Genomic DNA, 13,303 nt, shown 5'->3' on the forward strand with positions numbered 1-13,303 from the left:
AGCGCGCGTGACCTCGATCTGCGTTTTCGGTGCCGGCGCCATCGGCGGTCTGATGGCGGCCAAGCTCGAGATGGCCGGCACGCCGGTCACCGTCGTGGCGCGCGGACCGCATGGCGATGCCCTGCGGACCAAAGGCCTGACCCTCCTGAGCGAGGGGCAGGAGACCGTCACGCGCCCGCGTGTGGCGACCGATCCGAAGGAGATCGGTCCGCAGGACTATCTGGTGCTGACGCTCAAGGCGCATTCGCTGTTGCCGGCAATGGCGCAGCTCAAGCCTTTGATTGGACCTAACACGACCATCGTGGCGGCCATCAACGGCGTGCCCTGGTGGTACACTTACAAGCTCGGTGGTGACTTTGACGGCCGGCGCATCGAGTCGGTCGATCCCGAGGGCAAGCTCACGGCAGACCTGCCGCCATCGCAGGTATTGGGCAGCATCGTTTATCCGGCAGCCGACGTGGTCGAGCCGGGTGTAGTCGAGCATACCTATGGTGATCGCTTCTCCCTCGGTGAGCCCGACGGCAGCCGCAGCGAACGCGCGACCAGATTGTCGGAACTGCTGATCAAGGCGGGCTTCAAGGCGCCGGTGCGGCCGCGCATCCGCGACGAGCTGTGGGTCAAGCTCTGGGGCAACATGGCGTTCAATCCGCTGAGTGCGCTTACCACGGCGACCTTGGACCGGTTGATCGCCGAACCCGGTACGCATGCCGTTTGCCGCGCGCTCATGGTCGAGGGGCAGCAGGTCGCCGAGAAGCTTGGTGTGAAGTTTGCCATCGGCGTCGACAAGCGCATCGCGGGCGGCGCCGAGGTCGGCGCGCACAAGACGTCCATGCTGCAGGACCTCGAACGCGGCCGCCCACTCGAAATCGAGGCGCTGTTGGGCGCCGTGGTGGAGATGGCCGAGTGGGTCGGCGTCGACATGCCGATCGGCCGGACCGTTCTGGCGCTGGTGCGCCAGCGCGCAGCGATGCGCTGAGAGGAGGCTGGCATGGACGAGAAGATCGATCTCGTCTTCGATCCCGACAACGAGCGCGCGGCCACCTATGTGCGCGACCGCCTCTCGATGTTCAATTCGAGCCAGACGGGAAAATCCGATTACTATCCCTGCTATATCTTCCTGAAGGGCGAGAAGAACGAAACCCTTGGCGGGCTGCTGGGCTACGTCTGGGCCGACTGGCTGTTCGTCTCCATCCTATGGGTCGACGAGGCACTGCGCGGCAAAGGCCATGCGACGCGCTTGATGGATGCCGCTGAGGATTATGCCCGCTATCGCAACTGCCATTCCGCGTATCTCGACACGCATTCATTCCAGGCTCGGCCGTTCTACGAGAGGCGCGGCTACGAACTCTTCGCCACGCTCGACGACTTCCCGTCCGGCCACCAGAAATTCTTCCTGAAGAAGACGTTGGCAAAGTAACGAGAGGCGAAAGCCTCTCGACGCTTCACTCCGCGCCCTGAAGCTCGGCGCGCACGGCCGCCGAGGAGTGCGCGAAGAGAAGCCGGGCGCCGGCTTCGGCTGCGCCTGCATCGCCAGAGCTGATCGCACGCTCGATGGCTCGCCAATCCTTGGCGGCTTCCCGGCGTCGCTCAGCCTTGAGAAAGCTCGTGGCGCGTCCCCGGATCATGCGCCAGCTGCTGATCTCCGAAAGATGTTCGTACAGCGCCGGCAGTCGGCCATTGCCGCTCGCGGCGATGAGCAGAGTCTGAGCCGCGACGGAACGCTCCGAGAAGACCTGCGCGGGTGTCTCGGAATCGGCGGCAAGCCGCTCCATCTCGTCCGTGAGTTCCGCCAGCCTCTCGCGCGGCGCCGCGGGATCGAGCGCGCAATTGCGTGCGGCGATCGCGAGCAGGGCCGCCCGGATCTCGAACAGGTGGAAGACATCGTCCTTCGCGAAGGGCGCCACGCGCGCGCCGAAGCGCGGGATCTGCTCGACGTAGCCGAGCTTGGCCAGGGCGATCAGGGCTTCGCGTACCGTGGCACGGCTCACGGCGTGCTGCTCCGCCAGGGCGAACTCCTTCAGCCGCTCACCGGCCGGGAGGCGGCCGGACATGATGTCCTCGAGGATCCTCTCGGCCAGGAGCTCGGGGAGCGATTTGACGGCTTTGCCGAGGGGAATCGGCGCTTGTGGGGCGGTGGGGGACACGGCGCGACCCTATCACAATTTGTCAGATTGATTATTGTCAGACAATCGACAATCGGCAATAGTGCGGTAACTGAAGGAGGAACGCATGAGCACGCTTCAGGTGAAGCCGATCGGCTACGCGCTGGGGGCCGAAGTCACCGGTGTGGATTTGCGCCGGCCGCTCGAGCCGGCCTTGAAGGACGCCATCAACGACGCTTGGCTGCGCCACCTGGTGCTGGTGTTTCCAGGCCAGGACCTCTCCACGAACGAGCAGATCGCCTTCTCGCGATGCTTCGGCGATCTCGACAAGCACGAGTTCCAGCCGCGTTACACGCACCCCGACCATCGCGAGATCCTGCTGGTCACCAACAAGCTCATCGACGGCAAGCCCTCGGACACCCGCAATACCGGCCGCAACTGGCACACGGACCTGACCTTCACGTCGCGGCCGGCAAAGGGCGCGCTGCTGCTGTGCCGGGAGAAACCGCCGGTGGGTGGCGACACGATGTTCGCCAACATGTATCTCGCCTACGAGACGCTGAGCCAGCGCATGCGCGCCTTCATCGACGACATGGAGGCGATCCATGACGCGTCGCTGGTCAAGGGGCTGGAGCAGCGCGATCCGGAGAAGGTCGCGGATATGAAGCGCCGCAACCCGCCGGTGGCACACAAGGTCGTCCAGACCCACCCGGAGACCGGCCGCAGGTCCTTGCTGGTTGGTCAGCGCATCCGCGGCATCATTGGCCTGTCCGATGCGGAGAGTGCGGCACTCCTGGGCTTCCTGAACGAACACGCGGAGTCGCCGGAGTTCATCTATCGCCACCGCTGGACCGTCAACGATCTGGTGATGTGGGACAATCGATGCACGCAACACATCGCCTTGCCCGATTTCGACCAGCGCCAGCCGCGCCTGATGCTGCGCTGCTCGCTCCAGGGTGAGGTGACCGGCCGCGTCCTCGAACCGGCGGCTGCGCGCACTGACGATCGCGAAGCGTTGATGCAGATGCTCGCGGCCGTGGCCTGAAAAACAAGAACCGGAGGAAACACATGACGACGAGACGTGGGCTCACGCAGGGCCTGATGGCGACTGCCGCCGCTTTGGCCGGTGGCCGCTCAGCCTTCGCGACGCCCGACTATCCGACCAAGCAGGTCAAGGTGATCGCGCCGTTTGCGCCCGGTGCCGCCACCGACACCTGCGCGCGCATCGTCGCGCAGCGGCTGGGCGAGCGGTGGGGCAAACCCGTCATCGTCGAGAACAAGGTTGGGGCGTCCGGGTCCATTGGCGCCGCGGCGGTCGCTCAAGCGGCTCCCGATGGCCACACGCTGTTGCTGGGCACGATCGGCACGAGCGCCACCAACGCGCATCTCATGCCCAACATGCCCTACGACACGTTGAACGACTTCACGCCGATCAGCCTTTTCGCGACGGTCGCCATGCTCGTCGTCGTTCACCCCAGTCAGCCAATCCATTCGATTGCCGAGCTGATCGCCTATGCGCAGAAGAATCCCGGCCGTCTCAACTGTGGCACCGCGGGCATCGGCTCATCGCCACATCTCGCGGCGCTGTTGTTCGAAAGCCTGGCCAAGGTGCGCTTCGAGCATGTGGCCTATGCCGGTGTTGCGCCCATGATCCCCGACATCCTGCAGAATCGCGTGAATGTCTCCTTGGGCGATGCGAGTTCCTTCCTGCCTCATGTCCGCAGCGGAGCGTTGAGAGCGATCGGCGTCACGACCGCGACACGCTTCGAAGGCCTTCCGGACGTGCCGACGGTCGCCGAAGCCGGGGTGAAAGGCTACGAGGCTTCGGCCTGGTACGGCGTGCTGGGGCCAGCCAAGTTGCTACCGGCCGTCGTCGCCAAACTCAGCGGTGATGTCGCGGCGATTGCACGGATGCCGGAGGTCAAACAGCAGCTCGCGCCGCTTGCCGCCACGACCGTGGGCAGCACGTCCGACGAATTCGCAGTGTTCATCCGCGCCGAATACGATCGGTGGGGAAAGCTGATCCGCGACAGTGGCGTGCAGGTGAAGAAGCCAAGCTAGGGCTTATCTCGCGCCCAGGTCTTTCAGCTTCTTGTCCACCGACAGCAGGTCCCACCAGCTTTGCCGCTTGCTGGCGGGCGTGCGCAGCAGATAGGCGGGATGGAAGGTCGGCAGCGTTGGCACCTCGGTGCCGTCGTCGAGCCGCAGCGTCGTCCACTTGCCGCGCAGGCGCGTGATGCCCTCGGTCGTGTCGAGCACGGCCTTCACGGCCGTGCCGCCGGCCAGCACCAGGAGCTTTGGCCGCGCGAGTTCGATATGGCGGCGTGTGAAGGCAAGGCAGATCGCCTGCTCGGCCAAGGTCGGCGTGCGGTTGCCGGGCGGCCGCCAGAAGAGAATGTTGGTGATATAGAGGTCGCGCTCTCGGCTCATGCCGATGGCATCGAACATGCGATCCATGAGCTGGCCGCTCACGCCGACGAACGGCTTGCCCAGCCGGTCCTCGTCGGCCCCCGGCGCCTCGCCCACGATCATCACTGGCGAACCGATGACGCCGTCGGCGAACACCGTGTTCTTGGCGGTGCGCTTCAGCGCGCAGCCTTCGAAGGCGCGCACTGCCGCTTCGAGTTCGGCGATGCTGGTGGCCTTGCGCGCGACCTCGCGGGCGTCTTCTACGAGCTGCGGCGATTCGAGCGGCACAGGCGCGCGCGGAGGCAGGGGTGCCGTCGGGCGGATCGGTGTCGGCGCTGCAGGCGTTGCACCTGGCGCGACCATGGGGGTGACGGAGGCTGTAACGGCGACGGGCGAAGGCAAGGCAAAGCGGTCGACCGCCTCCTCGCCAATCGCCTCGTCGAGACCCTGGTCGACGTACCAGCGCAGCAGCGCTGCTGCGGCATCGGGTGCCAGGGAGAGATCGCTCATGAAAGACGCTTCAGGAAGGCCCCGAGGATCGGCGCCCACAGGGCGGCATCGGCGTGGCTCGCCATATGGCCCTTGTTGGAGGGCAGCTCCACATAGGTGACGTCGATGCCGGCCTTGCGCATGTCGCTGACATAGGCGGGCGACAGGGCGATGTCGAACAGCTTGTCGGTCGGAGACTGCACATAGAGCACCTTGGTGCCCTTGAGCTTGTCGTAGTCGCCGGTGATGTCGATGGTGCCGATGGCCCGGCGCAGCGCGACCATCGAGTGGCCGTCGTAGATCCTCGACCAGGCTTGGGCATTGGCGCGGATCGCCGCCTCGCGGGCCTTGGGATCGGGCATGGTCTCGGCCAGGATCTCGTTCTGGCCGTAGTTCATCAGCGTCTCGAAGCGGATCTCTTCGAGAGTGCGGGCGATGCCGCCATTCTCGTAATACCAGCCGCCATTCCAGTTGGGATCCGAGGCCAGCCGCTTCTGCAGGCTCTCCAGCCGATCCAGCCCGCCCGGCGAGCGTGGCGCTGTCACCGAAGGGACGATCGCCTTCATGAAGCCGGGATAGGAGGCGGCCCACTGAAACGACTGGAAGCCGCCCATCGAGGGGCCGATCACCGCCACCAGGCTCTTCAGTCCGAGCGAATCGACCAGGAGCTTCTGGCTGCCGACGATGTCCCGCATGGTGATGTCGGGAAAGGTCGGGCCGTAGGGCTTGCCGGTGCGCGGATCGGTGCTGTTGGGGCCCGTGCTGCCGTGCGCCGAGCCCAGCGCGTTCACGGAGACGACGAAATAACGGTCGGTGTCGACCGCCTTGCCGGGGCCGATCAGGCCGTCGAACCAGCCGGCGGAACCCTCGGGGACGCCACGTCCCTGCTTGCCGGGTGTGTTTTTGCCTGCTGCGTGATGGCTCGACGTGTAGCCATGCACGACCAGAATAGCGTTGTCCTTGGCCGGCGAGAGCGTTCCGTACGTTTCGTACGCAAGCTCAAGGATGGGCAAAGTCTGGCCACTTTCGAGGCGATAATCGCGTGCAGAGAAGATCTTGCTCTCGATACCGGTCAACTCTGCCACGGGAATTCCCCCTCTCAGCGGGTGGCGATCCTGCCCCCGACAGGCTATCTAGAATCGAAGGATTGCCGCCCAACAGGCGCGCGTCCATCAGGAAAAGGCACTGCAGAGCGAGACAGGTATGACGCGCGAGGCGATGGAATATGACGTTGTGATCGTGGGCGGCGGTCCGGCCGGGCTGTCGGCGGCGATCCGCCTGAAGCAGCTCGCGGCAGAGCGCAATCACGAAGTGTCGGTTTGCCTGATCGAGAAGGGCTCGGAAATCGGCGCCCATATCCTCTCGGGCGCTGTGGTCGATCCGATCGGTCTGAACGAACTCATTCCCGACTGGAAGGAGAAGGGCGCGCCGCTCGAGACCCAGGTCACCGACGACCAGTTCCTGTTCTTCACCAAGAGCGGTTCCTACCGTTTCCCCAATTTCCTGCTGCCGCGGCTGATGAACAACCACGGCAACTACATCGTGAGCCTGGGCGACGTCTGCCGCTGGCTCGGTCAGCAGGCCGAGGCACTGGGCGTCGAGATCTATCCGGGCTTTGCCGCCGCCGAGGTCCTCTACAACGAAGACGGCTCGGTGAAGGGCGTCGCCACCGGCGACATGGGCGTCGCCAAGGACGGCACCCACAAGGACAGCTACACGCCGGGCATGGAACTGCATGCCAAGTACACGCTGATCGGCGAGGGCGTGCGTGGTTCGCTGGCCAAGCAGCTCATGGCCAAGTTCGATCTGCGCGATGGCGTCGATCCGCAGAAGTTCGGTATCGGCATCAAGGAACTCTGGCAGGTCGATCCTGCCAACTTCCGCAAGGGCCTGGTCGTGCATTCGCAGGGCTGGCCGCTGTCGGAGACCGGCAGCTCGGGCGGCTCGTTCATGTATCACTTTGGCGACAATCTCGTTGCCATCGGCCTCGTGGTGCATCTGTCCTACGAGAATCCCTATCTCTCACCGTTCGACGAGTTCCAGCGCTTCAAGACGCATCCCGATGTCGCCAAGTACCTGAAGGGTGGCAAGCGTTTGGTCTACGGCTCGCGCGCCATCAACGAAGGCGGCGTGCAGTCGGTGCCGAAGCTCACCTTCCCGGGTGGCGCGCTGATCGGCTGCTCCGCCGGCTTCGTCAACGTGCCACGCATCAAGGGCAGCCATAATGCCGTGAAGAGCGGCATGCTGGCGGCCGAAGCGGCCTTCGAAGCACTGGCGGCGGGCAAGACCGGCGGCGACGAGCTGATCGCCTATCCGGTGAAGCTCAAGGCGTCGTGGATCTGGAAGGATCTCGACAAGGTACGTAACGTGAAGCCCGCGCTGAAGTGGGGCACGACGCTCGGTACGCTCTATGGCGGCATGGACATGTGGCTGCACGATCTCGGCATCCGCTTGCCGTGGACCCTGCGCCATCACAAGGCAGATCATGAAACTCTGCGACCGGCGAGCGAGTTCCAGCCGATCCAGTATCCCAAGCCTGACGGTGTGCTTTCCTTCGACAAGCTCTCCTCGGTGTTCCTGTCGAACACCAATCACGAGGAGGACCAGCCGGTTCACCTGAAGTTGCGCGATCCCTCGATCCCGATCGCGGTCAACCTGCCGCTTTATGCCGAGCCGGCACAACGCTATTGCCCGGCCGGCGTCTACGAGGTGGTGACGGCCGACAACGGCCAGCCGCGCTTCCAGATCAACGCGCAGAACTGCGTGCACTGCAAGACGTGTGACATCAAGGATCCCGCGCAGAATATCGACTGGTCCGTGCCCGAAGGAGGCGGCGGGCCTAACTATCCCAACATGTGAGACGCATGCGACGCATTCCCCTCGTGCTGCTCTCAGCAGCGCTGCTATCCGTTCTCCCGCTCGCGGGCCAGGCCCAACAGGGCAACCGGCCGCAAGCTAAGCCGTCGCAGACTCAACCCGGTGTCCGGCTCCAACCGACCTCGCTGGCGGGCCGCTACCTGGCCGCTCGCGTCGGCGAACAGGATCACGACTACGACATCGCTTCCGATCAGATGGATCAGGCGCTGGCGCTGACGCCCAACGATCCGGAAATGATCTACGCGGCCTTCCGGTTGCGCGTGTATGCCGGCCGCATCGATCAGGCCGCGCAGCTCGCGCCGGCAGTCCTTGCGACGCGTCCGGGGGACGGTTTCGCCAACCTGGTGCTGGCCGTCGAGGCGATCAAGAAGGGCGACTATCGCGGTGCCGAGCGGCAATTGGGCCGCATCGGTGCCGAGAATCAGCTCGGCGCGCTGCGTGAGTATGTGATGGCCTGGCTGAAGGCCGGCGAGAAGGATTTTCCTGCAGCCCGTTCCTATCTCGCGCGCCTGAAGCCTGCCGCAGGCGAGCGGGCCGAAGCGCCGGCTTTGGTCATCGAGGCGCAGATCGACGAGCTGGCCGGCGACAAGGCCGCGGCCGAAGCGAAGTACCGCCGAGCCTCGACGCTCGATCGTAATGGCCTGCGCACCACGATCGCCGTGGCCGAGGGCTTGCGCCGGCTTGGCAAGGATGCCGATGCACGCGAGTTGCTGAAGACCTATGGCGAAAAGTACAGCGACGCCGTCGTCGTCGATGCGCTGATCGCGCCCAACGCGCCGATGCCCAAGCCGCCGTCGCCGGCGTCCGGTATTGCCGAAATCCTGTTCGATATCGGCGGCATCCTGGCGGCGGATCAACGCAACCAGCGCACCGATCTGGCGCTGATCTTCTACCAGCTCGCCACCAGCCTGAAGCCCGATCAGGACTTCGCCTGGCTGATGATTGCGGGCCTCTACGAGCAGTTCAATCAGGTCCCGAAGGCTGTCACGGCGCTGGGCAAGATCGGACCGAACTCGCCGCTCTACTGGCAGGCGCGGCTGCGCACGGCGGCGCTCGATGCGCAGGAAGACAAGCTCGACCAGGCGGTCAGCCGGTTGCGCGCCCTGGTGGCGGAGAAGCCCAACCGCATCGACGCCGCGCTCACCCTGGCCGACCTGCTGCGCACCAAGGAACGCTATGCCGACGCCGTCGCTGCCTACGACACGGCGATCTCGCGCATGCGCAAGCCCGAAGAGCGTCACTGGCAGGTCTACTTCGGTCGCGGCATTGCGCTGGAGCGCACCAAGCAGTGGCCAAAGGCCGAGCTCGACATGAAGAAGGCGCTCGAGCTCTCGCCCGAGCAGCCCTATGTGCTGAACTATCTCGGCTATAGCTGGATCGACCAGGGGATGAAGCTCGAGGAAGGCATGAAGATGCTGGAGCGGGCGACTGAACTCAGGCCCGACGACGGATCGATCACCGACAGCGTTGGTTGGGCCTTCTACCGGCTTGGTCAATACGACAAGGCCGTTGACTGGCTGGAACGGGCCACGGAGCAGAAGGGCGAGGACCCGACGATCGCCGAGCATCTCGGCGATGCCTATTGGCATGTCGGTCGCCGGCGCGAGGCGCGCTTTCAGTGGGAGCGCGCCCTGCACCAGAAGCCCGACAAGGATCGCCTGCCGATCATCCAGGACAAGCTGGCGAACGGGCTGAGCCCGGGTAACGATAAGCCGACCGTCTACGAGAAGGCCGCCGATTCCAAGCAGGGCGGCTGATCGCGCAGTGCCGCTGGCTCGGGCAAAGGTCAATCTCTGGCTGAATGTCGTCGGTCGAAGAGCCGACGGCTATCACCTGCTCGATTCTCTGGTTGCCTTCACCGATCTTGCCGACGAACTCGATGTGAGCGCCGCCTCCGACCTGTCTCTGGAGATCGTAGGTCCCGGCGCTGCTGCGCTCCAGGAAGAAGCCGACAATCTCGTTCTGAAGGCCGCGCGTCGGTTGGCAGGGCGTGCCGGTTTGGCGCCGCGCGCCGCGCTCCGTCTCACCAAACGCATTCCCGTCGCGGCCGGAGTGGGCGGTGGCTCGGCCGATGCGGCGGCGGCGCTGCTGGCGCTGGTCGATCATTGGCGTGTGGCGATGCCCCAGGAAGAGTTGTTCGAACTGGCGGCCGAACTCGGCGCCGATGTGCCCATGTGCCTGGCCGGCCGGGCAGCGCTTGTTTCCGGCGTCGGGGAACGACTGGAGCCGGCGCCGCGTCTGCCTGCCTGTGCGATCCTGCTGGTCAATCCGGGAGTGCCCTTGCCGACGCCGCAGGTCTTCGCCGCGCGCCAAGGGGCCTTTTCGGCCGAGAGGGCGGCACCCACGGCGTGGCCTGATCTCGCTGCATTCGGCCGTGAGCTCGCCGCACGCGGCAATGATCTCACCGAGGCAGCCATCTCCTTGCGGCCCGAGATTGCGGAGATCCTGCAAGCCCTTCAGCACAGCGACAGCATTGTTCACGCCGCTATGAGCGGGAGTGGCGCCACCTGCTTCGGTCTCTACGCAACCATCGACGCAGCGCGGCGTGCAGAGGCAGAGTTGCCGCCGTCATGGTGGCGACATGCCGGTCAGCTCGTTACGGGCTGACGTTTAAGGCTTGGTAGGCGTCGCCGATCGACGCCGTTCTTTCAGCGACTCGAACAGCGCCTTGCTGGGCTCGCCGGTGATCCTGAGGCCCGCCGCCTTCTCATAGTCGCGGATCGCCGTGCGGGTCAGCGGTCCCATGATGCCGTCCGGCGTGTCGCGCAACAGATTGAGCTCGACCAGAAGCATCTGCACCATCTTGACCTGATCTACTGGCACCGTCGGCCAGGTCGCATCGGCCGGCAATGTCGGCCGCACGATATCGATCGAAGTCGGCGGCGGCGGCGGTGGCTCGGGCTTGCCGATATCGATGATGCTGGCTTGCTGCTCGACCGGAGGGGCAGCCTTGGGTTCAGCCGCGAGAGCCTGCGCCTTCTCTTCGGTTTTTGCCTCCGCCTTTGGTGGAAGCGGCAACGGCGAGTTGGCGACGACGTCACGGTTGGCCAGCGCCGTGCGCATCGCGACGTACAATTCCTTGCTGGGCTCGCCGGTCTCGCGCATTCCCGCACCTTTCTGGAAGGTACGAATCGCGGTGCGGGTCATCGGTCCGATTGCGCCGTCTGGCGGGTCACGCAGGAGCTTGAGGTCGAACAAGACCTGCTGAGTGGCCCGTACCTGTTCGTTGGCGGCTTGCGGCCAGCCGGGCGGATCGACATTGGCGATTTGCGGCGCCGTCGGCGCCGGCCCACTGGATTGTGGGAGTGAGGCAGGCTTGGGTGGTTGCAGGGCCTCGACGATCTGCTTGAACTCGTCCTGGCCGACCTGCTGTGCGCGCTCCAGTTCGCCTGGCGTGAGGAGACGTTGCAAAGTTTGCGCCCGCTGCCCCGAGGTCTTGGAGAGCGGCGTTTCCTCGCCCTTGTTCATCTGGCGGTCGAGTTCGGAAGCGATGGTGAACCAGGCCAGAGCGGCTGCTTGGTCCTTCGGTGCGGCATCGCCGCGTTCGTAGATGTCGCCCAGGGTGAACATCGAAGCGACCATGCCCTGGCGTGTCGCCGAGCGCAGCAGCTCGACGGCTTCCTTGCCGTTGCGCGCGGCGCCCTTGCCGTCGCGCAGCAGCAAAGCGAGGTTGTGCTTGGCCATCGGCATGTCGGCATCGACGGCCTTGCGATACCACTCGATGGCTTTGCTGGAGTCGCGTTCGACGACGAAGCCGCGCTCGTACATCACGCCAACGTTGAAGGCCGCCTGCGCCGAGCCCGCTTGTGCCGCCCTCAGCAGCCAACCGGCGCCGGCCTGAGCATCCTTGGTGACGCCTACGCCCTGCAGCAGCCGGCGCGCCAGTTCTTCCATGGCCAGGATTTCGTTGCCCTCGGCCCTGGTCCGCAACTCGCGGATCGGCATTGCTTCCCAGTCCGTCTTCGCGTCGGCGGGCTTCAACTCGGCAGCCTTCGCGTCGACAGGCTTCGTTTCCTCGGCCTTTGCGTCGACGATCTTCACGTCGACAAGGGTCGCGTTGTCGAAGTCGGCGCTGGTCGGCGGTGGCGGTGCACTAAGCGGCGGATCGACCTTGGCTACTGCTTCAGGCGGCGCGCTCGAGGCGGTCTGAGCCGGATCCGCGGCCTTTGCGGCAACGGGCGACGCCGCGTCGTTCGCCAGCCGCGTCAGCCAGGCGCCGCCTGTGGCTGCAGCCACGAGCACGACGGCGACCCCCGCCAAGACGGCGGGTCGCTTCAGGGTCGCAAAGGGGGAGGGCCGGTCGGTGCTTCCGGTCATCGTCTGAGAATAGCCTAGACTGGCCGCTGCAGAGAAGGCATGGCGCGATGTCGCACAATGATCAGCGCGGTCAGCAAAAGCACCGCGCCGGCCTGATGTGCAGTGGCGATGCCGATACTGACGCCGGTCAGGATCGTGGCAATTCCGAGGCCAAGCTGCAGGAATGCCATCATGGCCGCCATCATCGTCTCGGGCCGCGGCGCGCGCCAGGCCATCACGAGCACCCCCAACACCAGGAGCTTGGCCAGCCAGCGATGGATGAACTGGATGGTCGTGCCGTTCTCGAAGAGGTTGATCCACCAGGGTGAAAGATCGAACAGGCCGGGCGGGATCCAGTGACCCGACATGGTCGGGAAGGTGTTGTGGGCGGCGCCGGCACGCAGCCCCGCCATGAACGCGCCCCAGGTCAGTACGACGAACAGGAAGCCGATGAGAGCCGTGGCCTTGCGCCGCGTCTTGGCATCGTCCTGGCGCGCCGCCTGCGGCCCCAGTTCGAGGATCAGCCAGACCGTGTAGGCATAGAGGGTGATGGCCAGCAGGAGATGGGCCGCCAGGCGGTAGTGGCTGACCGCCGGCCGATCGACCAGGCCCGACGCCACCATGGCCCAGCCAAGCGCGCCCTGCAGTCCACCGGCCACCAGCAGCGCGAGAAGTCTCGGCTTCAGATGCGCGTTGAGGGCACCCCGCCACCAGAACCAGGCGAGCGGCAAGGCGAAGACGACACCGATGAGCCGTCCCCACACACGGTGGATGTACTCCAGCCAGAAGATCTCTTTGAATTCGCCGACGGTGAAAGAATGATTCACCAATCGTCCCTGCGGTGAGGAAAGATACTTCTGCAGCTCTGCCTGCCAGGCTGTATCGGAAAGCGGCGGCAGCCAGCCGGTGACGGGTCGCCACTCGACCATCGACAGGCCGGACTCGGTGAGGCGCGTGAGCGCGCCAATCACGATCATGAAGAAGATCATCGCCGCAACGACGATCAGCCAATTGCGCACGGAGGGAGGGACGGGCTGCATCGAGGCGGACCATGCGTGAAGCGGGCTACGCCGTCATCTGGCATTAATGTCGCTAATCGGCGGCATGACTTGCGATGCCTTGCGCTTCCG

General features: G+C 65.3%; 12 protein-coding genes. 7 read left to right on the plus strand and 5 right to left on the minus strand.

Annotated features, from left to right (window positions below; genetic code table 11):
- Positions 1 to 7: 7 nt before the first annotated feature.
- Together EPO50_RS09035 and EPO50_RS09040 are read left to right on the plus strand one after the other, a co-directional pair.
- Positions 8 to 976, plus strand: coding sequence for a 2-dehydropantoate 2-reductase (locus EPO50_RS09035; protein WP_296343108.1), 969 nt, complete (start codon positions 8 to 10; stop codon positions 974 to 976).
- 12 nt (positions 977 to 988) lie between these two features.
- A complete protein-coding gene (locus EPO50_RS09040) occupies positions 989 to 1,417 on the plus strand; it encodes an N-acetyltransferase (RefSeq protein WP_296343110.1) in 429 nt (142 codons plus the stop codon).
- Positions 1,418 to 1,442: 25 nt separating this feature from the next.
- Here the strand turns inward: EPO50_RS09040 and EPO50_RS09045 are convergent, their stop codons facing one another.
- Positions 1,443 to 2,144: a GntR family transcriptional regulator gene (locus EPO50_RS09045; protein ID WP_296343112.1), complete on the minus strand. Its 702-nt coding sequence runs from the start codon at positions 2,142 to 2,144 to the stop codon at positions 1,443 to 1,445.
- 85 nt (positions 2,145 to 2,229) lie between these two features.
- On the opposite strand from EPO50_RS09045, the gene EPO50_RS09050 reads away from it, so the two are divergent.
- Both EPO50_RS09050 and EPO50_RS09055 read left to right on the plus strand, forming a co-directional pair.
- Positions 2,230 to 3,147 carry a TauD/TfdA family dioxygenase gene (locus EPO50_RS09050; RefSeq protein ID WP_296343114.1) on the plus strand — a complete coding sequence of 306 codons (918 nt, stop codon included), beginning with the start codon at positions 2,230 to 2,232 and terminating at the stop codon, positions 3,145 to 3,147.
- Between the two features lie 23 nt (positions 3,148 to 3,170).
- Positions 3,171 to 4,163, plus strand: coding sequence for a tripartite tricarboxylate transporter substrate binding protein (locus EPO50_RS09055; RefSeq protein ID WP_296343116.1), 993 nt, complete (start codon positions 3,171 to 3,173; stop codon positions 4,161 to 4,163).
- Positions 4,164 to 4,166: 3 nt separating this feature from the next.
- Here the strand turns inward: EPO50_RS09055 and EPO50_RS09060 are convergent, their stop codons facing one another.
- The gene (locus EPO50_RS09060) at positions 4,167 to 5,021 is read right to left on the minus strand and encodes a uracil-DNA glycosylase family protein (protein WP_296343118.1); all 855 of its coding nucleotides are present in this window, start codon (positions 5,019 to 5,021) and stop codon (positions 4,167 to 4,169) included.
- Complete coding sequence (locus tag EPO50_RS09065; protein WP_296343120.1) at positions 5,018 to 6,085, minus strand: alpha/beta fold hydrolase; 1,068 nt, start codon at positions 6,083 to 6,085, stop codon at positions 5,018 to 5,020. The genes EPO50_RS09060 and EPO50_RS09065 overlap by 4 nt, the downstream gene beginning before the upstream one ends.
- A gap of 118 nt (positions 6,086 to 6,203) precedes the next feature.
- On the opposite strand from EPO50_RS09065, the gene EPO50_RS09070 reads away from it, so the two are divergent.
- From EPO50_RS09070 to EPO50_RS09080, 3 genes are read left to right on the plus strand one after another with little or no spacing between them, the layout of a single operon-like run.
- Entirely contained in the window at positions 6,204 to 7,859 is a 1,656-nt protein-coding gene (locus EPO50_RS09070) for an electron transfer flavoprotein-ubiquinone oxidoreductase (protein ID WP_296343122.1), read from the plus strand.
- A 5-nt stretch (positions 7,860 to 7,864) separates the two neighbouring features.
- Positions 7,865 to 9,634, plus strand: a complete 1,770-nt coding sequence (locus EPO50_RS09075; protein WP_296343124.1) for a tetratricopeptide repeat protein — start codon at positions 7,865 to 7,867, stop codon at positions 9,632 to 9,634.
- Between the two features lie 7 nt (positions 9,635 to 9,641).
- Positions 9,642 to 10,484, plus strand: a complete 843-nt coding sequence (locus EPO50_RS09080; RefSeq protein ID WP_296343126.1) for a 4-(cytidine 5'-diphospho)-2-C-methyl-D-erythritol kinase — start codon at positions 9,642 to 9,644, stop codon at positions 10,482 to 10,484.
- 3 nt (positions 10,485 to 10,487) lie between these two features.
- Here EPO50_RS09080 and EPO50_RS09085 read toward each other — a convergent pair whose 3' ends face one another.
- Positions 10,488 to 12,194, minus strand: a complete 1,707-nt coding sequence (locus EPO50_RS09085; protein WP_296343128.1) for an SEL1-like repeat protein — start codon at positions 12,192 to 12,194, stop codon at positions 10,488 to 10,490.
- Between the two features lie 14 nt (positions 12,195 to 12,208).
- A complete protein-coding gene (locus tag EPO50_RS09090; RefSeq protein WP_296343130.1) occupies positions 12,209 to 13,213 on the minus strand; it encodes a COX15/CtaA family protein in 1,005 nt (334 codons plus the stop codon).
- Positions 13,214 to 13,303: the final 90 nt, after the last annotated feature.

Origin of the sequence: Reyranella sp., from assembly GCF_004297405.1 — a bacterium.
In the GTDB taxonomy this organism is placed as follows: Bacteria; Pseudomonadota; Alphaproteobacteria; order Reyranellales; family Reyranellaceae; genus Reyranella.